At 58.7% G+C, this 21250-nt stretch carries 17 protein-coding genes; 15 read left to right on the top strand and 2 right to left on the bottom strand.

Annotated elements, in window-relative coordinates; all coding sequences use genetic code 11:
- Positions 1-53 precede the first annotated feature (53 nt).
- The 5 genes from DRW39_RS05135 to DRW39_RS05115 all read left to right on the top strand — a co-directional run bounded on the left by DRW39_RS05135 (position 54) and on the right by DRW39_RS05115 (position 9965).
- Positions 54-1304, top strand: coding sequence for an erythromycin esterase family protein (locus tag DRW39_RS05135; RefSeq protein ID WP_116105941.1), 1251 nt, complete (start codon positions 54-56; stop codon positions 1302-1304).
- Between the two features lie 29 nt (positions 1305-1333).
- On the top strand, positions 1334-2137 hold the full coding sequence (locus tag DRW39_RS05130) for a DUF3298 and DUF4163 domain-containing protein (RefSeq protein ID WP_116105940.1): 804 nt from the start codon (positions 1334-1336) through the stop codon (positions 2135-2137).
- 715 nt (positions 2138-2852) lie between these two features.
- Positions 2853-5453: a TonB-dependent receptor domain-containing protein gene (locus DRW39_RS05125; protein ID WP_116105939.1), complete on the top strand. Its 2601-nt coding sequence runs from the start codon at positions 2853-2855 to the stop codon at positions 5451-5453.
- Positions 5454-6287: 834 nt separating this feature from the next.
- Complete coding sequence (locus tag DRW39_RS05120) at positions 6288-8441, top strand: gliding motility-associated C-terminal domain-containing protein (RefSeq protein ID WP_198664794.1); 2154 nt, start codon at positions 6288-6290, stop codon at positions 8439-8441.
- 162 nt (positions 8442-8603) lie between these two features.
- Positions 8604-9965 carry a TrpB-like pyridoxal phosphate-dependent enzyme gene (locus tag DRW39_RS05115; protein ID WP_116105937.1) on the top strand — a complete coding sequence of 454 codons (1362 nt, stop codon included), beginning with the start codon at positions 8604-8606 and terminating at the stop codon, positions 9963-9965.
- A gap of 2 nt (positions 9966-9967) precedes the next feature.
- Here the strand turns inward: DRW39_RS05115 and DRW39_RS05110 are convergent, their stop codons facing one another.
- On the bottom strand, positions 9968-10897 hold the full coding sequence (locus DRW39_RS05110) for a polysaccharide deacetylase family protein (protein ID WP_116105936.1): 930 nt from the start codon (positions 10895-10897) through the stop codon (positions 9968-9970).
- A 125-nt stretch (positions 10898-11022) separates the two neighbouring features.
- Here DRW39_RS05110 and DRW39_RS05105 point away from each other — a divergent pair, with 125 nt between their 5' ends.
- Positions 11023-12174, top strand: a complete 1152-nt coding sequence (locus DRW39_RS05105; RefSeq protein WP_116105935.1) for a PQQ-dependent sugar dehydrogenase — start codon at positions 11023-11025, stop codon at positions 12172-12174.
- Between the two features lie 13 nt (positions 12175-12187).
- Here the strand turns inward: DRW39_RS05105 and DRW39_RS05100 are convergent, their stop codons facing one another.
- Positions 12188-12655 carry a hypothetical protein gene (locus DRW39_RS05100; protein ID WP_116105934.1) on the bottom strand — a complete coding sequence of 156 codons (468 nt, stop codon included), beginning with the start codon at positions 12653-12655 and terminating at the stop codon, positions 12188-12190.
- Between the two features lie 333 nt (positions 12656-12988).
- On the opposite strand from DRW39_RS05100, the gene DRW39_RS05090 reads away from it, so the two are divergent.
- The 9 genes from DRW39_RS05090 (at position 12989) to DRW39_RS05050 (ending at position 20973) form a co-directional block, all read left to right on the top strand.
- A complete protein-coding gene (locus DRW39_RS05090) occupies positions 12989-13714 on the top strand; it encodes an inorganic pyrophosphatase (RefSeq protein ID WP_116105932.1) in 726 nt (241 codons plus the stop codon).
- A 67-nt stretch (positions 13715-13781) separates the two neighbouring features.
- Positions 13782-14225, top strand: coding sequence for a hypothetical protein (locus tag DRW39_RS05085; protein WP_116105931.1), 444 nt, complete (start codon positions 13782-13784; stop codon positions 14223-14225).
- A 71-nt stretch (positions 14226-14296) separates the two neighbouring features.
- Positions 14297-15616, top strand: a complete 1320-nt coding sequence (locus tag DRW39_RS05080) for a serine hydrolase domain-containing protein (protein WP_116105930.1) — start codon at positions 14297-14299, stop codon at positions 15614-15616.
- Positions 15617-15706: 90 nt separating this feature from the next.
- Positions 15707-16162, top strand: a complete 456-nt coding sequence (locus tag DRW39_RS05075; protein ID WP_157975937.1) for a hypothetical protein — start codon at positions 15707-15709, stop codon at positions 16160-16162.
- 64 nt (positions 16163-16226) lie between these two features.
- The gene (locus tag DRW39_RS05070) at positions 16227-16853 is read left to right on the top strand and encodes a hypothetical protein (RefSeq protein ID WP_116105928.1); all 627 of its coding nucleotides are present in this window, start codon (positions 16227-16229) and stop codon (positions 16851-16853) included.
- 61 nt (positions 16854-16914) lie between these two features.
- A complete protein-coding gene (locus tag DRW39_RS05065) occupies positions 16915-17253 on the top strand; it encodes a hypothetical protein (RefSeq protein ID WP_116105927.1) in 339 nt (112 codons plus the stop codon).
- 51 nt (positions 17254-17304) lie between these two features.
- Complete coding sequence (locus DRW39_RS05060; protein ID WP_116105926.1) at positions 17305-18252, top strand: SMP-30/gluconolactonase/LRE family protein; 948 nt, start codon at positions 17305-17307, stop codon at positions 18250-18252.
- Positions 18253-18382: 130 nt separating this feature from the next.
- On the top strand, positions 18383-19195 hold the full coding sequence (locus DRW39_RS05055) for a hypothetical protein (protein ID WP_157975936.1): 813 nt from the start codon (positions 18383-18385) through the stop codon (positions 19193-19195).
- Positions 19196-19353: 158 nt separating this feature from the next.
- The gene (locus tag DRW39_RS05050) at positions 19354-20973 is read left to right on the top strand and encodes a zinc-dependent metalloprotease (RefSeq protein ID WP_116105924.1); all 1620 of its coding nucleotides are present in this window, start codon (positions 19354-19356) and stop codon (positions 20971-20973) included.
- The last annotated feature ends 277 nt before the right edge of the window (positions 20974-21250 follow it).

Below are 21250 nucleotides of genomic sequence, written 5' to 3'. Positions count from 1 at the left end.
TTACTATTTATACGGTCCCTTCGGGGAGCGTTACGCCGGGGCTATCTTTGGGTATGCGGAAACTTTGGCTGATACCTTTTTTTGGACTGGCATTTTACCTGCGCACCGCCGCCCAGTGTCCTCCTCAATTGGGTAACTACACGACGAACTTTTCGGCCATCGAGGCCGCGCAGTTTACTTTCCTGGATAATCAACTCGATAGCGTCAATATCGTGGGCTACGGGGAGGATACCCACGGCACGGCGGAGTTCACCCTGCTGGCGCAGGAGCTGCTGAAGTACCTGGTCGAGCGCCACGGATTCACGGGCATCGTACTGGAAACCATGGTGGGGGAGGGGGTCTACCTCGACGATTACGTGCAGGGGAAGCGGGACGACCGCGACTTCCTCCTCGAGGAGGTCAACAGCAGCTGGCGCTACCGGACCGAGGAGTTCGTTAAGCTGCTGGAGTGGATGCGAGAGTACAACCGGGAGCATCCGCAGGCGCGTATTCACCTGTACGGCAGCGAAATGCAGTTCGTGCAGGCCGATGCCCAACTGCTGCGGGACTACTTTGCCGAACTGGGGCACGAAGTGGGGGTAGCCCCGTACGACAAGCATATCTGGAACAGCTTCAGCCCCGAGGAAAGAACGGCCCTGTTCGACAATTACCGGGCCATCCAGGACTACCTGATCCTCCACGGGGAAGAACTCGAACGGGCCGGGTCACGGGAAACCTACGAACGGATGCTGCACCACGCGGAGGTGATCGGCCAGTTCGTGCTTACGATCAACCAGCCGAAGGAGCGGCATAAAAGTGACCTGCGGGATCTCTACATGGCGGAAAACGTGCTTCGACCCCTGCACGACGGTTCCAAAGACGTCCGGCTGTTATACTGGGCCCACAACGCCCACGCCGGCGACTGGGTCAGCAACGGGCAGGTGGACGTAGCCGGACACCAGCTGCGCAAACGAATGGGGAAAGCCTACTATAACCTGGCGACCGACTTCGGCAACGGCTCCTTCCGGGCGCTGGCCCCCAAAAACGAGGGATGGTCGTGGCAAATCGTGGACTTTGAACTCGATCCGGACACCTTCACCGCCTGTCTGGCCGCGGGGGGTGCGCCCTACACCTTTCTGAACCTCCGGCGGGCCCGGCTCGATACCTCTCTGGCCGCTTACCTGAACGCGCCGCTACGTATCATGTCCGGTGCCGGTGCGCAGTACTACGGCGAATCGATCCGGGTGGAAGACGTGGGCCGTGCCTTCGACGGCATCATCTATTTGGACCGGGTGCATTCGATCACGGTGCTGCCCAATCCGTGATGGGCTAACTTGCGCCCAATTGATAGAGTATGCGTCACCTAATATCCTGCTGTCTCCTGCTACTGCTGGCCGCCTGTAGCAACGATGCGGACATCACCTCCGACACCGATTCCTTTCCCGTAGCCGTCCCCCCCACGGACCCCTTAAGCTTCGAGGACTACCGCTACGATGACAGCACGGCGCTACGCGATCACGGCCCGTTCTTTACTTACCACTTGCAAACCCTGCGGGCGCAGGGGGGATCGGAAGCACTGCGCCGGGTCATCAACGATACCCTCAGCGCGCGGCTCTTCGGCTTCGTGGCTTCGGATAACCTCCCCCTGGATACGGCCGTGCGAGCGTACGTCAATCCCCTCTTTGCCGATTACACCGAGCAGGATATCCAGGAAGAGTGGTTGCAGGAAGCACCCCAGAGTTTCAGCCGCGAACAGGATGAACGCACCGAAGTGCTGTTCCGCGGCGATAGCCTGATCGTACTGGCTCACCTGTACTATGAGTATACCGGGGGCGCACACGGCATGCATTTCACGACCCTGCTGCCCTTCTCCGTGGAGCCGCCCGCCCTGCTGACTTACGACGACTTCTTCCCCGCCGGCGTGGAGGATAGGCTGCGTGAGTTGCTGATGGCCAAGGCCATGGAAGATCCGGAGCGGATTTTCGGAGATTCCATACCCGTCACCCGCAACGTGGCCCCCTTGCCCGACGGGGTCCGCTTCCTGTACGACCCCTACGCCATCGGCCCCTATGCCTCCGGGGAGATCGCGCTGGACCTGCCGTATGCGGAATTATCGGGCATTTTGCGGCCGGGGGTGGCGGAGTGGGTGCGCCAGTAAGGTCGCCCCGGACACTCGGAGGTGCAAGCACGCTCCGAGGTCCTGGAATTTTTCCCCTTCGTGGACAAGCGTAGCACCTCGGAGTGTGGCCGTACGGAGTAGGCGACCTGGGAGGGTGTAGGATAAACCGTGAGTGCTCCCCGCCCCGGACACTCGGAGGGGCAAGCACGCTCCGAGGTCCTGAAATTTCTCCTTCCTGGACAAGCGTAGCACCTCGGAGTGTGGCCGTACGGAGTAGGCGACCTGCGAGGGTGCGGGATAAACCGTAAGTGCTCCCCGCCCCGGACACTCGGCCGTGCAAGCACGCTCCGAGGTCCTGGAATTTTTCCCCTTCCTGGGCAAGCGTAGCACCTCGGAGTGTGGCCGTACGGAGTAGGCGACCTGCGAGGGTGCGGGATAAACCGTGAGTGCTCCCCGCCCCGGACACTCGGAGGTGCAAGCACGCTCCGAGGTCCTGAAATTTTTCCCTTTCCTGGACAAGCGTAGCACCTCGGAGTGTGGCCGTACGGAGTAGGCGACCTGCGAGGGTGCGGGATCCCTCGCAGCGACCCACGGCTGTGCCGGGGCAAACCATAGACCCAAAACACCCAATCATCGAGTCCGGCCGCACCAGTACCAGGTACACCCCAAAATCGTAGAGCCAAAATGCCGGATTGTCGAATCGTCCCATACCGCGTGTAGGTACACCCTTCCTTTGCGTGCATAACCCCCCCCAATGAAAATCTATATTAATTCCTTGTTTGTGATGTGTGTCGCCCTGTTGCTTCCGGCGTCCTTACTCCGGGCCGAAGGTCTGGCTGGGCGAACGGAAGCAACGGGCCTTTATACGGACGCCCTTGCGAATGATCCCTCCGCCGGGTCCATTACCGGTACAATCGTCGATGGTATGGACAACACGCCGGTGGGGTATGCCACCGTCAGTCTGTATAACGCCGCCGAGGAACTCGTGAACGGAACCCTTAGTGATGAAAACGGTCAGTTCACGGTAACCGACGTCGCGGACGGTACCTACCGGGTAGATATTACCTTTCTGGGCTACGAAAAGGTTTCCGTAGCGGACGTGGTCGTGGACGGTGGGAAAGCCACCGCGCTGGGCACCGTTACCCTAGGAGCTTCCGCCGAACTGCTGGAAGAGGTCACCGTCACCGGGCAGCGTTCGCTGATCGAGGAGAAGGTCGACCGCCTGGTCTACAACGCCGAACAGGATCAACTGAGTAAGGGTGGAGACGCCAGCGACGTCCTGCGCCGGGTACCGCTTCTCCAGGTCGACCTGGACGGAAACGTCAGCGTGCGCGGCAACCAGAACATCCGGGTGCTGATCAATAACAAGCCCTCGACCATCATTGCCAGCAGCGTGGCCGATGCCATGAAGATGATTCCCGCCGACCAGATCAAGAGCGTGGAGGTCATTACCAGCCCCTCGGCGAAGTACGACGCCGAAGGATCGGGCGGTATCATCAACATCATCACCAAGAAGAATAACCTCTCCGGCTACTTCCTGAACGTGGATACCGGCGTCGGCATCCGGGGCTCTAACCTCGGACTCAACGGCAGCTACCGCCGGGGTAAATTCGGGGTGACCCTGGGCGGGTTCGGCCGGGCCTTCTACAACAAATCGGAGAGCTCCATGCTCCAGCAATTTGCCGACAGCCGCAGCGAACAGTACGGTGAAGGCAACGACAACGGCCTCTTCGGTCGCTACAACCTCGGCCTGGATTACGACCTCACCGAGAATATGTTTCTCTCCGGCGGCGTCCGTTTCGGCATCCGGAACTTCGACCGCGATCAGCTGCAAACCACCAGCGTCTACGCCGACGAAACCCCGATCTCTACCTTCCTGCGCGATATCCAGAGCGAAAGCGGGGGTAACAGCATCGACATGAACCTCGATTACCTGTACGTCATCAAGCCCGGTCGCGAACTGAGCATCTCTACCCTGTACAGTACCACGGACGAGAACAGCAATTTTACGTCCAGCAACCTGGATGCGCAGGAAACGGTCCTGAGCCGCCTGCAGAACCTGAACGACAACAACAACCAGGAGATCACCCTCCAGACGGACTACGTACACCCCATCGGCGAAACCCAGATCATCGAAGCAGGTGCCAAGGGTATCCTGCGGCAGGTGAACAGCGACTTCAGCTACCTCAGCTCCGAGGGTACGGGTGCTTTCACTCGCGACCCCTTCAATCCGGCCGGTACGCTGGACTATAGCCAGGACATCGCCGCCGCCTACGGTGCCTACACCCTGAGCCTGCCCGGTGACATGACCATTAAGGCCGGCCTGCGCTACGAGCAGACCATGATCGAGGCTACCCAGAACAACGAGGCCATCGAAATACCCGACTACAACAACCTCGTACCGAGCGTCAACTTCTCGAAGCGACTGGGCGAAACCACGACCGTTAAGGCCGGCTATAGCCGTCGCATCCAACGTCCCTGGCTGCGTCAGCTGAACCCCAACGTCAACCTGCAGAATACCCAGAACATCGAGGTCGGTAACCCGCTGCTGAGCCCCGAGCTAACCGACAACTTCGAGCTGGGCTACAGCAACATGATCGGCAAGACCTACCTCAACCTGTCGCTCTTCGGCCGGAACACGGACAATGCCATCAACGAGGTCCGCACGCCGATCGACAGCCTCGACGGCGTCCTGTTGACCACCTATGAAAACATCGGTAGGGAACAGGCTATCGGTGTCAACGTCTTCATCAACCTCTACCTCACCAACCGGTGGACCGTCAACGGCGGGTTTGACGTCGACTACGCCCAGCTGGAAGGACAGGTCACGGGAGTGGACGGCATATCCGTTACCCAAACCAACTCCGGCTTCAACTACGGCGGCCGACTGATGAGTCAGCTGAAGATGAATAACGGCTGGAGCGCCCAAGCCTTTACCTTCATGCGGGGCCGTAACGTGCAACTGCAGGGCTTCCGCGGAGGCTTCGGTCTCTACGCCCTGGGGGTCAGCAAGGAATTCAACGAGGGCCGCGGTACGATCGGTCTCTCCGCCGAAAACTTCGCCGGCCGGGGTTGGACCATCCGCAGCGAACTGGAAACACCCAACTTCACGCAGATACGGGAGGACGTCCTGCTCAACCGGAACGTGAAGGTCACCTTCAGCTACAAATTCGGTGAACTGGAAGCCGAACGCACGCAGCGCAAGACCCGCTCCGTAACCAACGATGACCTGATGGGCGGCGGCGATGACGACGGTGGCGGCGGTGCCGCTCCCGCCGGTGGTGGCGGACGTCGGGGTGCCCGCGGCGGTGCGACCAGCAAGAAAAAGGATACGAAAAAGAAGAATAAGAATTAGTGAGTGAATTGTAATGCGCGGAAAAGGTCAAATCGGCCGTGTTCCGCTACGCCTCTCCCCCCGATTGGGGGAGAGGCTTTTCTTTTTTGGGCGGGGTTTGGCAGGATGCTGTATGCTCGGTCTTCCCGAATAATCCCCCTCCCGGCGCCGTAAGACATGTACACCCTCTTCGAATTCGAGATTCCAACGAGTAGTATAATATCGTGGCCCGTACGTCCGGTACGCCACTGCCGCCTTCCACCAATGCCAAAAAGGTAGCCGCCGCTGCTGCCATCCACCGGGAACGAATACATTATTTACGCCCATAATCTGGTGTCTCGGTATGACCAATCTCGGCAACCGTGGCTGCGCCTTCGATAGCTCAAGCAGCCAGGGGGCAAGCCAGAATACCGGCGGAACTCCCTGTAGTTTCCGCACCATTTTTAATCCGGTGGGGCGGCCGACGACCACGAGGGCAAATAGCCTTTTCTCACCTCCCTATTTTTCACCAATTAACCGATAGGCGGCGTCGATTTCTTGCTTTGACCCAAGGTGATCGCAACTTATATTCGCTTGATCCAGGGGCATCCGGTGCGCAACGCTGCCGGATGCCTCTATTCATTCAGCCCAGGGAATATGAAATTTCTGTTGGCAATAATTTGTTGTTTCAGCTGGGTAAACGCAGTAGGGCAGGTCGTCTGTCTGGATGGAGCTCCGTCGGCGTCACTGTGCACCGATGCCTGTTTGCTTTGCGATATTAACGGATTTACGTCGACCGTCAATAAAGACAATAGTTTTAGCGAAGGAATATCGGGCTGCACATCGGGTATCGGAGATACTTATGCCTTCGTCGCTATGTCCTCATCGTTGAGGGTGCGGGTATCTATCCAAAGTTGTCCGGAATCCAACAACGGCACGTCGAACCCAACCAGTTTCGTCATATACGCGGACGAGGGAACTTGTACGGATACGGTATTTGGATCCGTCCTACAACCGCTTACCGAGTGTGACACCGAATCGGGGCCAAGCAGCCCGCAGTGGATCGACCCCGGCTCCGAAAAAGAATTCAGTGCCGGCAACCTCACGGTCGGAAAGGTCTATTACTTTGAAATCGGCTCCGGGACGGGTGTGAACTGTGTCTACCTCATAGAAGTGCTGGAGGGGTCTACGGAAGTACCCCAGCTTACCGGATTTATGTTGGATAATATCTACGATCCCTGCCTGGGGGAGATTGTCGATTACGCCATAATCAATCCGGAACCAGCCACGGATTACATCTATACGCTTAACGGAGATACCATATCCGGGTCCGCCTTCGCTACGGTAGCTTACGATCAGCCCGGCGAATATGAAATCTGTATAGGAGGAAATAACAGCTGCAGTAAGGCGCCAACGACCTGCTACCGGATCACGGTACGCCCGCCGCAGTCCACATATATCGACGCCTCTCTTTGCCCGGGGGAGTGCTACATCACGTCGGATACTACGCTGTGTAGGCCGGGTAACTATTCCCTCTCCCTGTTCGATCGGTTCGGCTGCGACAGTCTTGTCCATATTCAATTAACGAACCGTACTCCCGATACGACGGTGTTGGAGGTAACCATTTGTGAGGGCGATACGCTACGTTTTTTAGAGCATTCTATTTCGGAGGCCGGGACCTATGCCTTCCCGCTAGCTAATAGTATCGGCTGCGACAGCACCGTCGTGGTGCAACTGGCCTTGGAGGGCTGTTTGTTACAGGGAGCTTTGGTCGCTACGGACGTTAGCTGCTATCCGGAAATGGACGGGAGCATCCGCTTCCATCTAACTTCCGGCAGTCCGCCCTATCGATACAATTTTCACCGCCTGGGCGGTGGCCCTTCCGGGAAGGGAAGAATTTTTTCCCGCGGGGCGGTCGTCCTTGCCGAGCTCCCCGCGGGCACCTATTCTATCGAAGTCAGGGACACGCTCGGTCGCGCGGTCTATTTTACAACGGAAATAGAACGACCGTCGCCGATCGGGCTGCTCCCGGTCCTACGGGACTACCACGGAAGGGATATCTCCTGCCATGATAGTCAGGACGGGCGGATTTCGCTTACCGTCTCCGGCGGTAGCCCTCCCTTCACGTTCGCCTGGTCCGGTACGAACGACAGCGGACCTACTGCCTCCAATTTGTCTGCCGGTGCCTACACGGTCACCGTTACGGACGGAAACGGGTGTACGGCAACCACTGCCGCGGTACTGACGCCCCCACCGCCCCTTAGGTTATCCGTGACTACGGTTAATGAGGCGTGCGAGCGGTCCGGAACCGGCCAGGTATTCCCCCCGGAGATAAGCGGGGGTACGGGCGCCTCCACCTTCACCTTGTTTCATGATAGCACCGTCGTATCCGCGCAGCATTATTCCGCTTTGGCAACCGGAACGTATCGCCTCGTGGCGAAAGACGCCAACGGATGCCCCGTCGACACGTTGCTTGAAATAACTGCTCCCGTACGGCCTTCCGTCTCCATTTTCCCCGATAATGCTCGGGTGATGCTTGGAGAACAAATAATCCTTTCCGTTCCCGATCAAGTGGGTAGCCAGTACCGGTGGTCTCCGGTGGATTTCGGTAATTGCGCAACCTGTGCGCGGATTACCGTACAACCGCTGGCGTCAACCACCTATCGTATTACGGCGATTGCTCCCGGCGGTTGCTTGGCCAGTGATTCGACGCGGGTAACCGTAATCCCGGTTTACAATGTTTACGTACCCACTGCCTTTTCTCCTAACCGTGACGGATACAACGACGAAGTAATCCTGTATTCCGGTAAGTCTCTGAGAATCGTCCGTCAAATGTCGATCTACGATCGGTGGGGGGGGCTGCAGTTTGTCGCCCGCGACTTTCCTGCTGCGACCGCCGCGGACCACGGCTGGAACGGCGAGCTGGAAGGCAGGCCCGCTCCTCCGGGCATGTACCTATGGGTGGCTGAAGTGGAGTTCCTGGATGGCACGGTAAAAACACTAAGCGGTACGTTAGCGCTCATCAGGTAAGGGATCTCGGCTGATTTCCCCGTTCGGCATCGGATCGGAGGATCGAGCGATATGCACATATACGCCTCCAACATGCTTTTCCGTTTCGGGGCGGGATGGATTATCAACAGGAAACATTTGCGGTTTTTTGTATTCTTGGTCGCGACAAGAAAATAATCTACCGTGCAACAACGCAAAATCACGCTCTCCGAATCCGAGATCCCCGACAAGTGGTACAACATCGTGGCCGACATGCCCAATAAGCCGCTGCCGCCCCTGCACCCGGGTACCCGCGAACCGATCGGCCCCGATGCCCTCGCCCCGCTCTTTCCCGAGGAGCTGATTAAGCAGGAAGTGAGCACCGAGCGCTGGATCGACATTCCCGACGAAGTCCGCAACATTTACTCGCTATGGCGACCAACGCCGATGTACCGGGCCCACGGACTGGAAAAGGCGCTGGATACGCCGGCACGCATCTACTACAAGTACGAAGGGGTAAGCCCCAGCGGCTCCCACAAGCCCAATACCGCCGTCGCGCAGGCCTACTACAATAAGCAGGCCGGCGTGAAGCGCATCACCACCGAGACCGGTGCCGGACAGTGGGGCTCCGCCCTGAGCTTCGCCTGCCAGCACTTCAACCTAGAGTGTGAGGTATACATGGTCCGGCTCAGCTACGAGCACAAACCCTACCGGAAGGTGATGATGAATACGTGGGGCGCCAAGGTGTATCCGTCCCCCTCCGATCGGACGGAAGCGGGCCGCAAGGTGTTGGCCAAGGATCCGAATACGACCGGCTCCCTCGGCATCGCCATCAGCGAAGCCGTGGAGCGGGCGGCCACCGACCCCGATACGAAGTACGCCCTGGGCAGCGTACTCAACCACGTACTGCTCCACCAGACCATCATCGGCCAGGAGTCGCTGCTACAGATGGAGAAAGCGGGAGAGCTACCCGACGTCGTCATCGCCCCCTTCGGTGGAGGTTCCAACTTCGCGGGTATCGCCTTTCCTTTCCTGCGGTTAAATATGACCGAGGGAAAGAAGATCCGCTGCGTCGCCAGCGAACCGGCAAGCTGCCCGAAGCTGACCCGCGGCCAATTTCGCTATGACTTCGGCGACACCGTGGGGATGACCCCGTTGCTGCCGATGTACACCCTGGGCCACAACTTCGTACCCGCCCCTATCCACGCCGGTGGGCTGCGCTACCACGGCGCCGGGGTCGTGGTCAGTCAGCTCCTGAAGGACAACTTGATCGAGGCCGTATCCCACGACAACCTGGAAGTCTTCCAGGCCGGCATCACGTTCGCGCGGGCGGAGGGCATCATCCCCGCCCCGGAGGCTACCCACGGTATCGCGACCGCCATCAACGAAGCGGAACGCTGCAAACGCGAGGGCAAGAGCGAGGTCATCCTCATCAACCTCTGCGGACATGGCAATTTCGACATGAAAGCCTACGAGGACTACTTCGCCGGTAAGATCCAGTCGCACGAACTCACCAGCGCCGAAATCGAGGCTTCCCTGGCGGAACTGGATACGCCGACGGTGTAGGCCTATTCGCCCGCAAGGCGTTCGTAGCGTTCGAGGATATCCTGCGTAGAAGGTTCGCCGCGCATCCGCTGCCCGCGGGCTTCCGGATCCGTCATCCAGCGGTAGACCCAGGAAACTCCCCATTTCTGGTAGTAGCGATCCGAGCGGTCGTACACCGGGTCAGCCAGGGCATCCGGTAGGCTAATACAGCGGTAATTCCGGGCCCTGAGCTCCCGGACGATCCGGGGCAGGAAGTCGGCGTTCAGGCGGTTGTCGTGGCAGAGGTAGATATGCCGGATCGGCCGTCCGTAATCCTTGTGGGCCAGACCCTCGAAGTAGGCGAAGTACGCCAGCGTTTTCTCCACGTAGGCCCGGCCGATCTCCCGGGCCGCCGCGGGTTCTCCGCGCGCCAGGAGCTCCTCGTACACGGCATCGTACATCCAGTCGGAACTCTCGACGGTGAACGGGGCGATGGCGTAGCCTTCGTCCGCGAGAAAGTCCGCGATTTGCCGGTGCTGCAGGGAGTCCGCCCCGAGGTCGTTATAGGGAAAGCGGAAGTACCGGAGCTCCTTACCGTAGACCGCGGCCAGCTCTCGGGTGATCGCCTCGCCCCGGCGTACCTCCCGGACGTAGCCATCGAAGCCGGTGGCGGAGTAGCGGGCGTGCTGAAAGCCGTGGTTGCCGAGCGTCACGGAGTCGCGGACGGCCCAGTCGCGCAGCAACCCGAAGTTGGCGGTCACCGAATCGGTGCGGTAGATCAGGCCCTCGTTGATGAAGACGGCCACGGGGATGGCTAGCGCGTCCAGGCTGTCCAGCAGGCGGGAGTGGTATCCGTCCCGGGCAAAGAGCCGGGTATTCGGGACATCGTCGATCGTTATGGCGACGGAGCGCTGGGAGAACAGCAGGTTGCCAAACAGGAAACAGCACAGGAACGACCAACTCCGCTCAATCATTCCGCTAAGTAAGGAACTTTGGCCGAATGTCACTTCCCGCCCTAAGACTGGCGACCGGTTATGTGAAAGGCAGCGAATCGGTGAACTGAAAATGCCGGATGAACTTAAGGTACCAAACAAACACGATGAACACTTTATACCTGCGCTCCGCCGCCAAAGCCTGTTTGCTCACCGCGGTGTGCTTGCTGGTCACCCATACGCTGACCGCCCAGAAGGGGCAGGCCCTGACGGAGGCCGGCGCAATAAAAATCGTCCCGATCGTCGATAGCCTCGAGCACCCCTGGGCCCTGGCCTTTTTACCCGACGGCCGGATGCTGGTTACCGAACGGCCGGGACGCTTGCGGATAGTCGCCGCTGATTCCACGCTGTCGGCCCCCGTTGAGGGTACCCCGGAGGTCTATAATGTCGACCAGGGTGGATTGCTGGACGTGGCGCTCGATCCCGACTTCGCCGACAATGGATACATCTACCTGTCGTACGCGCAGATGGGGGAGGATTCGCTCGCCTCGACCGCTTTCGGTCGTGGACGCTGGGTAGACGACCGGATCGAGGACTTTGAAACGCTCTTCGTGCAGGAGTACAAACTAAAGGGGGGCAAGCATTTCGGAGGACGGATCGAATTCACCGGCGAGGACATGCTCTACTTCACCATGGGCGAACGCTACCAGTTCGACCCCGCCCAGGACCTGACCAATCACCTCGGCACCATCGTCCGCTTACACCGTGACGGCACGATCCCCGACGATAACCCCTTCGCTGAAGCCAGTGACTCCAAGCCCGAGATTTACTCCTACGGCCACCGCAACATCCAGGCGGCGGCCATCAACCCCGCCACCGGTATCCTCTGGGTCACCGAAATGGGCCCGATGGGCGGCGACGAACTGAACCAGGTGATGGCCGGAAAGAACTACGGCTGGCCGGTCGTGAGCTGGGGCGACAATTACGACAATACCAAAATTCCCGACCCGACGACCCGCCCGGAATTCACGGACGCGGCCATCCACTGGTCGCCGACGATCTCCCCCTCGGGCATGGTGTTCTACACCGGTGCTATCTACGAAGCCTGGCAGGGCAATGCCCTGATCGGAGGACTGACCGCCGGCGGCATCATCCGCGTAGCGGTGGACGGCGATACGGCCGAGGAGTTGGAGCGGATCCCCATCGGTGGTCGCGTGCGGGAAGTAGCTCAGGCTCCCGACGGTACGCTATATGTACTGACGGATGCGGAAAACGGGCAGCTGTTTCATTTGCGGCCCTTTACGGAGGACGGAAAGTGAGCCGTCCCCGCTCTTACCCGCCCCAGCCCTCCGGCAGTTCCCAGTCCTTGATCTGAGGTTTCGGTACCCGCCGCCGCGCCGGGTCGTCCTCCTTCAGCAGGGGAGAAGCCAGGAAGGCCTGCAGGTCGTCGGTAGCCACGTCCAGCAGCACGAGGCGGTGTTCAGTGACCTTGATGATGTCGTAAACCAGGTGAAAGTCCTGCCCGTCGCGGTAGCGTGGGTGCAGTCGCGACTTGCCGAGGAAGTAGTCCACGGATAGCGTGAGGGCGCGGCCGGTGGAATCCGTCCGGTAGCGGCCCATCAGGTAGCGCGCCTTAGCGGCATCGGGCCCGTAGTCGAGCTGAAAGGTACCGTCGGGGGTGAGCAGAAGCCGGCGGTCGGTGCCTTCTTCCTGCCAGTGGTAGGCTTGTAGCAGGGTGTCCGCCTGGGCTGGGAGGGCCACGACGAACAACACGAACAGCAGGGAAAGGAGGGCGCGCATGGAGCGAGGGTTCAGGAAGAAGACGACGTAGGGTGCTCTCGGTTACCGGAGGCCAATAGTTTAACGTTAATTTCACCTACCGCGTTGGCCGTCGCGGAAAACGCAATTCTCCGGCACCCCGATGCCGTGGCGGCCGGTAAACTGCTCGCCGATGGGTGCTTTGCCGAATTATATTCCGCAGCCCGGGATATAAGACCGGCCCCCTCGCCATATAAAAAGGTAAAGGAGGTCATCTGCAACACGAAATTCGATGTTGCGTTCTAAACCAAGAGAACCCGATGCGCCTTTAGCGCGTACCTTTGTGCTATACACTCCCTACAAAAGAATAACCCTATGGGCAACGAAGCCTACGATAAACTTTGGAAACTGATTGGTCTGCGCTACAAGAGCCATCCCTGGCACGGGATCGATATCGGTAGCCGCGCACCGGACGTGGTGAGTGCCTTCATCGAGGTCATTCCCTCGGACACCGTGAAGTACGAAGTAGATAAGAAGTCAGGCTACCTCATCATCGACCGTCCGCAGAAGTTCTCTAACATCGTACCGGCTATGTACGGCTTTATCCCCCAGACCTACTGCAAGGAGCGGGTAGCCGATTACTGTATGGCACAGACCGAACGTAAGGATATCCACGGCGATGACGACCCGCTCGACATCTGCGTGCTTACCGAGCGCGAGGTCACCCACGGTAACATCATCGTGAAGGCGAAGCCCATTGGCGGCTTTCGCATGCTGGACGGTGGCGAGGCCGACGATAAGATCATCGCCGTACTCGACAACGATGAAGTATACGGTAGCTGGAATGATATCGACGACATTCCGCAACCCATCCTCAACCGCCTGCGCCACTACTTCCTAACCTATAAGCAACTTCCGGGTACCGATATGAAGTGCGAGATCACGCATACCTACAATCGGGCCGAGGCCCAGGAGGTCGTCCGCCGCAGCCAGGAAGACTACGCCGCGGCCTACGGAAACCTGGAAGAGGTGATGAGCGCTACGCTGATGGAAGCGCTGAACTTCGGGCAGCGGCAACGTGGAATTTTAGATAGCCTTTAGGATTTCCATCACAAACGTTCTGGGCCGGCGCTAGCGTCTTCCTGCTTATCAATAAACTTTGATGAGTATGCGCCTTTTACCCTTGCTTCTTCTTGCGCTGGCTGCGGTCAGCGGGTGCTCGACCGATGAGGACGACTCCTTTGACTATCGCCCCACTTGCGGATCTCCCATCCAGATCGTGGACGCGCTGGTCGAGATCGAAACGGACACATACGGTCTGCTCGATCTTCGGGTCGACGATCGTTGCCTGTCGGTCCGTATCCAGGCTACGGGCTGCAGCTCCACTCAGTTCCGTATGGACCTCCTGACCCGGGGGGAGGTGAAGGAAAGCCTACCGACCCAGACGTCGGCCCGCCTGATTTTCGACGATGGGGTGCCGGCGGGTAACGTCACCTGCGAGGCCCTGGTCGAAGCGGATTTCGCCTTCGATCTGGAGCCCTACCTCCACGACGGTGTATTGCCTACCCAATTTACCCTGATCGGCCTGGACACAACGCTCCTGATTGAATAAGATGGTAGTGGCCCCAGGCACATGGCCGAGGCAAACAATACGTTTTGACATGCAATCGTCGTTAGTTGCACATGATTCGCTTCGCGCTGAAGACCCTCTGTCTCTTGCTGCTGGCCCACGGTGTAGCCGCTCAGCAACGCTACTTCCCACAGACCACGGGAGAGGAATGGCAGGAACGATCCGCCGCGGAGCTCGGCTACGATGCCGCGGCCATCGAGCATCTCTACACCTACCTGGAAGCGGCAAATTCCAAAGCTTTTCTGCTGCTCGAGGACGGTGAAATCGTCCTCGAGCACTATATGAACGGTTTTGGCCCGGACAGTCTGCACTACTGGGCCAGTGCCGGTAAGACGCTGCTTTCCGCCGCATTCGGCATAGCGGAAGCGGAGGGGCACCTCAATCTGAACGAAAGCTCCCGTACGTACCTCGGAAACGGATGGACAAGTTGCACGGCGGAGGAGGAAGCCACCATTACGGTACTCGACCATCTGCGCATGACCACGGGCTTGGACGACAAGGGCGATTTCTTTTGCACCGAACCCGAATGTCTCTCCTGCCTGGCCGAGCCCGGCACCCGCTGGGCCTATTATAACGCTCCTTGCACCCTCCTGCACGACGTGCTGGAAGCGGCTACCGGTCACACGCCTACCCGGTTTATCCGGGATCACTTTCGGGCAACGACCGGCCTGGTCGGAGCCTACGTTCCGCTCGGTCGCTACAACCGGGTGTACGTCAGTACCGCCCGCTCCATGGCGCGCTTCGGACTCCTGCTGCTGAACGGCGGGGCATGGGACGGGCGCCAGGTGATTCCCGCGGATTATTATACCCGTATGACGACGCCCTCCCAGGAGCTGAACCAATCGTATGGCCTGCTAACCTGGCTCAATGGCCAAGACAGTTATATGCTCAACGGCGCCCGGGAAGTTTTCGACGGCTCCGCCTTACCCGATGCGCCGGCCGATACCTACTTCGCCGCCGGGGCCAACGGGCAGTTCATCAACGTTACCCCAAGCCGCGGACTGGTTTGGGTGCGCGTAGGAGAGGAGCCCTTCGTTGGGGGAGGGGAGTACGTCGGCGCGGACTTCAACAATGAGATATGGAAGCGGATCAACTCCGTTTTGCCTAAAACTTCCACCGCGCTAGCGGAACCGGCGCCCGCTCCCGCGGCAGCAGTCTTTCCCAATCCCGTCCACGATCGGTTGCGAATACATGCTTCGGAAGCGATGGAGACCCTCACCTTATACGACCTGGCCGGGCGTCCGCTGCGCCGGCGCAGCGTATCGGGTGACGCCGGCGAGTTCCCGGTCACGGGTATTCCCGCCGGTATCTACCGTTTGGTGATCCACTACCGTGCGGGGCGGGCCAGTCAGGTCCGGGTCAGCATTCAGTGATCACGGCGGTACAATTGGAAAACTTCGGGACATCCATCAAGCATTCCGCCATCTTTCCCGTTCGGTGGAAAAGTAACCATGTTTTAGCCCATGAAAATTAGTGTGTTCTCTCTTTTGCTGGTTGCGCTGGTCCGTTCGGCCGGTTGCAATACGGATACGGAATCGCCCGCCGAAACTACCGTGTCTGACTGCGGCGCCCTCATCCAGGTGCGCGACCCCATGCCCCGGCTTACGTCCGATGACTACCAGGTGGTGAACGCCGAGGTCGACGGCTTGTGCCTATCGGTGACCATTTCCGCAACGGGCTGCAGCAGCCAAGCCTGGCGGGTGGCACTGCACACTTCCGGAGCCGTAGCCGAGAGCAGCCCAACCCAAACTGATGCCCTGCTCGTATTCGACGACGGGGTAGGGGAGAACGAAATGACTTGCCAGGCCATCATGGAGGAAACCTACCAATTCGACCTTTCCCCCTACCTGGCCGATGCCCTGCCTACCGTGTTCACCCTGACGGGAACCGAAACCTCGGTGGCCATTCCCGCCGGGTAAAAATGTTAAAGGGACCCTAGGCGGACCGGTCGTGCGTTGGATAGGAAGCACCTATACAACCAACATGAAATCCTTTTATTTATTTCTGCCCGCGCTGCTGGTGGCCAGCCTGCTTTCCGCCCAGAACACCAAGGGCCTGTTCGTCAACTTCAACGGAAGCGCTTCGGGCATCAAATACGAAGAGACGGCGGTAGCCGATGCCGTTCTCGGTTACGGCTACGACTTTCGACTTGGCATCGGGATCAGCCCGGCTTCCACCTTTTTTCTGGGGACTTCCCGCATCCAGGTCATGGAAAAGCCGGAGTCGGTCTTCGCGGAGGAATACGCAATCGCGGAGTACGAACTCGGCACGCGCTACTATTTTGGTGGCGGCGGAGCGCAGGTAAAAGCCTTTTTGGAAATCATGGGTCAGTATGTCATGACCGAACCATTTCCAGGGGCTGACGCCCGCGGAGCCGGCGTGGGACTGGCCCCGGGCTTGTTGTTGTTCCTGAGCGAACGCGTGGCTATCGATACCCGCCTGCGCGTAAGCGGAGCGTATATGTACGACGTCCGCGACAGTGAGCTGGGCGTCCGGGTCCCCGAAGACAGTTACACCTTCACCACCGCCCGGCTCAATGTCGGATTGACCTTCTATCCCTCCGTACGCCGATCGCGTTACTCCTTCGAGCGGGGCGGCGGGCACCTGTAGCTTCATAGCAGCGGCCAAACCCGCCGGGCAGCGTATCGGTTTTTACCCCAAAACCGACATCATGAAACTCAATAAAGAAGCGGAGAAAAAAGCCCGCGACCTCATCGACGCCAACCAGTACGTCAAGGACAGCGACTGGAGCGAAGCGCAGCCCGGTACCGACGAGGAAAACGATTTTCTCGACCGGCACGGATGGGACGATTACGCCCTATGGCATTTAGGCATTCACGACGAGGAAAGCAAGGAAACCAAGGGGCGCTTCGGATTTCCGTACGGAGACTTTCGTCGGGTCCATCATTCCGGCCTGATCGCCATCAAGCAGCGGGCCGCCCAGCAACACTATACCGATATAGAGGAAGCCGCCGACCGGCTTTTGGAACGCTTCGAAGCGGCCACCTAGGGGTTTAAACAATGTGATTAATCTTCCCGTTGGTCAGTGTAAAACTCGATCATGCCAACCGGAAGACTACTCTTATTTGCTTTGCTATCCGCCTTTATCCTAACCGCCTGTCAGGAAGAATCGGCGGTTGACGTGAGCGGTCAGGAAGTAGCATTCCGCAAGGCATTTCCGGAGCTGATACCCCTACCGGACGGTTTTCAGCCCGAAGGTATCGTGGCCGGGACGGGTAACAATTTCTACGTGGGGTCCCTGGCCGACGGGTCCATCTACCGCGGTGATTTCCGCACCGGAACGGGTGAGGTGATCTTTACCCCCGAAGGAGATAGAATCGCCGTGGGCCTGGCTTTCGATCCGGCTACGAGGTATCTCTACGTCGCCGGTGGTGCCACGGGCGGCGCGTACGTACTGGATACCCGGGCGCTGGAAGTGGTCCAGACCTATGATTTCGGCGGTAGCTTCGTCAACGATGTGGCCATCACGAAGGATGGAGCCTACTTCACTGAGTCTTTCGCACCTAATCTGTACGTAGCCGAACTGACCCGCCGCGGCGAACCGACCGGTGAAACTGAAACCCTGACCCTCGGTGGCGAATTCGATTTCGTGCCCGGCGGATTCAACGCCAACGGCATCGAGGTCACGCCAGACGGCAAACAACTCATCGTGGTTAATAGCAGTCTGGGTACCTTGTATTTGGTCGATCCCGCTACCGCAACCGCCGAACAGATCGATCTGGGTGGAGAGACGGTCGTAAACGGCGACGGGATACTCCTCGTCGGCAAGTCACTCTACGTCGTTCAGAACTCCTTCAACCAGATTGCGGAAGTCTCCCTCTCGCCGGACTATACCAGCGGTACGATCACCGATATCATCACCGATGAAAACTTCCGGGTACCGACGACCGTAACGCGCAAGGGCAGTACCCTTTACGCGGTGAACGCCCGCTTCGGCACGCCCCCCGGCCCCGACGTCGATTACGAGGTGGTAGGCGTACGCCGGTAAGCCGGCCCGGCAGGGGGGGACAACCTGTGGGCAGCTTGCGTGTTTATGCTTAAAGTATTGCACTAATCGGCCATCCGTAGTGTTTCTTTGCATTGACGGTCATGCCCAGCTTATACCAATCTTGATGAATATGCACCTTAGTCCCGCTGAGCGCGAGGAATTTTTGTACCTGAATAACCGCCTATCCACCTTTGCCGGCCTAGATCCCGAGCACGTGGAAGACGCATACACCGATCCCGAACTGATCGAACGCTTCGTCCGCGAAGCCGGAGAAGACCTGACCGAACACCAAAAACAGGCGGTCCGAAACTTCGTAGGGTACAAAAAAGGGCGATTTTATCTGGTCAAGCAATACAAGAAATACGCGGTACTTCTGCAGCAAAACAGGCTCTACGGAGTAGTAGGGGTGGATCAGGCTCCGGCCGAAATGGTCCAGGATACCCTGCCGGTATACATGGAAGCGGCCCTGCTTCCCTTCAACGACACGATCGTGATGACCTCTTCCGCCGTATGCGAGAATGGCAGTGTCTCCCGCTCGGATATCGAATACGAATTTAAACAGATCAAAGACGTGCGCGGCATAACCGAAACCCTCGATCCCCAGACTCTGGAAGAGCAGACATCCCCGGCCGCCCAGGCCGCCGAACAGGAACTGCGGCAATACCTGCGCACCGCGGCGACGCGGGATAAGCACGCCCCGGATATCAAAAAGATACTGGACAGCTTCCCCGAACTGCACGACGTCTATATGCAGATGTACTCCAAGATCAGCGCCCGCACGATCAAAAAGGACCTTAAGGCCTGCGGCGTGCGCGAACGCCACTTTGCCGTTTATAACAACTCCGTCGTCGCCGTAGCCCCTACCCGGGGTGAGCTGCTCGAGCAACTGAGCGATCTCAGTTTCGATGGCATGATGGGGCAGTGCGCGCTCTTCCGCCTCTAGCGAATCTGTTTCCCGACGCGATACCAAAGGTTGGTATGGCCGCTTGTGGTTACGACGAAGTGGTCCGGTACTAGTACACGGGCTATCGGCGTTATGGTATGCAACGGGTCCTATTGGACCGGTTCTGGTATTTACCTGACTCGCTTAAGCTTCGTGTCGTGCAATTTCGTTACCGCTTGCTCCTATTGGGGCTGGTCTTCTTTGTCTGCCCGCTTACCGCTCAGCTGGCCCTTCCCCTCGATTCCTCGTTGGAGCACCGCGGCTGTGAGTTACCCGTGGTGAAACGGGATGTTATGTACCAGCGGCCCTATGCCTTTCGTAAAGGAGTCAGACCGAAAAATCTACTGTATACCGTTGACTATCGCGAGGACGGGCGGACCATGTTTGGCGATACCTGCCACGCCTGGCCACAGCAGGCTAAATCAGCCCTCGAATATGCAATTTCCGTCTGGTCGGACGTGCTGCAAAACGACCGCAGCATCGATATTCATGCCTGCTATTCCCCGGGTTTGCCTGGCGGAACACTGGGCGCGGCCCAGCCCAGGAGGTTGCTGTTCGGACCCTATATGCAGGATACGGTTTTCATATCGCAGGCCCTGGCGGAACATCTCATAGATTTTGAAATCTCCGATTCCCTGAATCCCGATATTCAGATCATCATAAACAAGAATTTCGATTTTTACTACGGTACCGATGCCAATCCGCCTGGTTCCCAGGTCGATTTCGTCACCCTGGCCATTCACGAGCTGGGGCACGGACTGGGCTTCGCGGGTAGTGCCCGCTACGACGATGGTAACCCCGGTAACGGCACCGAGTGCGCCGGCACCGACAGTACCGGCTGCATTGGGTACTATGTAGACTTTGGTCACAAAGCGCGCTATTGCGGTACGCCCTACGACCTTTTTGCCGATGTCGGAAACGACGGCCGCCGGGCGCTCGATTTGCCGAATAATTCCCGCGAAATGCTCGACGCCCTGCTCGGTCGATCCGGGGGGATATTGTTTGATGAAGGCAACTCAGACACTTACTTCACCGGCACCAATGCTCATCCGCTCTATACACCTGATAGATGGCGGCAGGGAAGTTCCTACAGTCACTTTCAGGATCCCTCCGAGGCGCTGTATTATGCCCTGTCGTACGGTTCGGCCGTCCACGACGTCGGTCGGGCCAGTGAAGTGATGCAGAGCATAGGCTGGAGTAAGGCTTTCGCGTCGTTTGCCATCCTGCCCGTCACGTTAGCTTCATTCGATGCCGCCCGGCTAGGACCTACCGTTGAGCTTACCTGGCAAACCGGCCGGGAAGTAGACCATGCCTATTTCGTGGTTGAGGCGCGCCGGAAAGACGGTAGCTTCCAGGACATAGGCCGCGTCGAAGGAATGGGTACCGGGGGTAAGGGAGCCACCTACCGCTTCGTTGACGGTCAGCCCTCGAGCGGTGCGAACTACTACCGCTTACGACAGGTAGACCATACGGGACAGGAAGCGCTGAGTTACGTCGTCGGGGTGCGTATGCAACCGACGGAGGTAGTGATCGGAAATCCCTTTCCCAACCCCAATTACGGGGGTACGCTGTATCTGGACTACGAAAGCGACGCGGACCGTAACCTCACTGCCTATACCCTGACGGCCACGGGTCGGGTAATGGCCCGGTACCGGCTGCCGGTCACGGTAGGGCAAAACCGATTGACGCTTGACGTAAGCGACCATCCGGCGGGCTTCTACACGCTCCTATTGGGCGACGGGAAGCTGCGGGCACAACGAAGGTTCGTACTCCACTAGAGAGGAGATACGCGATCGGTGGATTGGCTACCGACCGCTTTCCGCTACCGGACATCGCAACGACCGCTGATGGAATGGCTGGCTATCCGGGGTCATTCCTCTCTTGTAAAAAGGCCATGGGTGTACTGTAATTGGTGCCCCGTCACCCATAAGGTTTCTACCTGCGCTCCGCCGCCAAATTCATATAACCGCCTGTTTTGGTGGATTTTCGTGACTATTGTTATTAAATTTGTTCATCCTCTTGGCAAGTCGTCGGGGGATGAGGCTACTAAACACT

The sequence above is a fragment of the Lewinella sp. IMCC34191 genome (genome assembly GCF_003390935.1).
GTDB lineage: Bacteria > Bacteroidota > Bacteroidia > Chitinophagales > Saprospiraceae > Neolewinella.
Note: the sequence above shows the minus strand (reverse complement) of the source record. Positions and strands in the feature narration are given on the sequence as shown.

Excerpts from the sequence above, each read along its gene's own strand:
- DRW39_RS05135 (WP_116105941.1), top strand. The coding sequence starts at position 54 with ATGCGGAAACTTTGGCTGATACCTTTTTTTGGACTGGCATTTTACCTG.
- DRW39_RS05130 (WP_116105940.1), top strand. The coding sequence starts at position 1,334 with ATGCGTCACCTAATATCCTGCTGTCTCCTGCTACTGCTGGCCGCCTGT.
- DRW39_RS05055 (WP_157975936.1), top strand. The coding sequence starts at position 18,383 with ATGCACCTTAGTCCCGCTGAGCGCGAGGAATTTTTGTACCTGAATAAC.
- DRW39_RS05110 (WP_116105936.1), bottom strand. The coding sequence starts at position 10,897 with ATGATTGAGCGGAGTTGGTCGTTCCTGTGCTGTTTCCTGTTTGGCAAC.
- DRW39_RS05070 (WP_116105928.1), top strand. The coding sequence starts at position 16,227 with ATGAAATCCTTTTATTTATTTCTGCCCGCGCTGCTGGTGGCCAGCCTG.
- DRW39_RS05080 (WP_116105930.1), top strand. The coding sequence starts at position 14,297 with ATGATTCGCTTCGCGCTGAAGACCCTCTGTCTCTTGCTGCTGGCCCAC.
- DRW39_RS05075 (WP_157975937.1), top strand. The coding sequence starts at position 15,707 with ATGAAAATTAGTGTGTTCTCTCTTTTGCTGGTTGCGCTGGTCCGTTCG.
- DRW39_RS05065 (WP_116105927.1), top strand. The coding sequence starts at position 16,915 with ATGAAACTCAATAAAGAAGCGGAGAAAAAAGCCCGCGACCTCATCGAC.
- DRW39_RS05125 (WP_116105939.1), top strand. The coding sequence starts at position 2,853 with ATGAAAATCTATATTAATTCCTTGTTTGTGATGTGTGTCGCCCTGTTG.
- DRW39_RS05060 (WP_116105926.1), top strand. The coding sequence starts at position 17,305 with ATGCCAACCGGAAGACTACTCTTATTTGCTTTGCTATCCGCCTTTATC.
- DRW39_RS05100 (WP_116105934.1), bottom strand. The coding sequence starts at position 12,655 with ATGCGCGCCCTCCTTTCCCTGCTGTTCGTGTTGTTCGTCGTGGCCCTC.
- DRW39_RS05085 (WP_116105931.1), top strand. The coding sequence starts at position 13,782 with ATGCGCCTTTTACCCTTGCTTCTTCTTGCGCTGGCTGCGGTCAGCGGG.
- DRW39_RS05090 (WP_116105932.1), top strand. The coding sequence starts at position 12,989 with ATGGGCAACGAAGCCTACGATAAACTTTGGAAACTGATTGGTCTGCGC.
- DRW39_RS05105 (WP_116105935.1), top strand. The coding sequence starts at position 11,023 with ATGAACACTTTATACCTGCGCTCCGCCGCCAAAGCCTGTTTGCTCACC.
- DRW39_RS05120 (WP_198664794.1), top strand. The coding sequence starts at position 6,288 with ATGTCCTCATCGTTGAGGGTGCGGGTATCTATCCAAAGTTGTCCGGAA.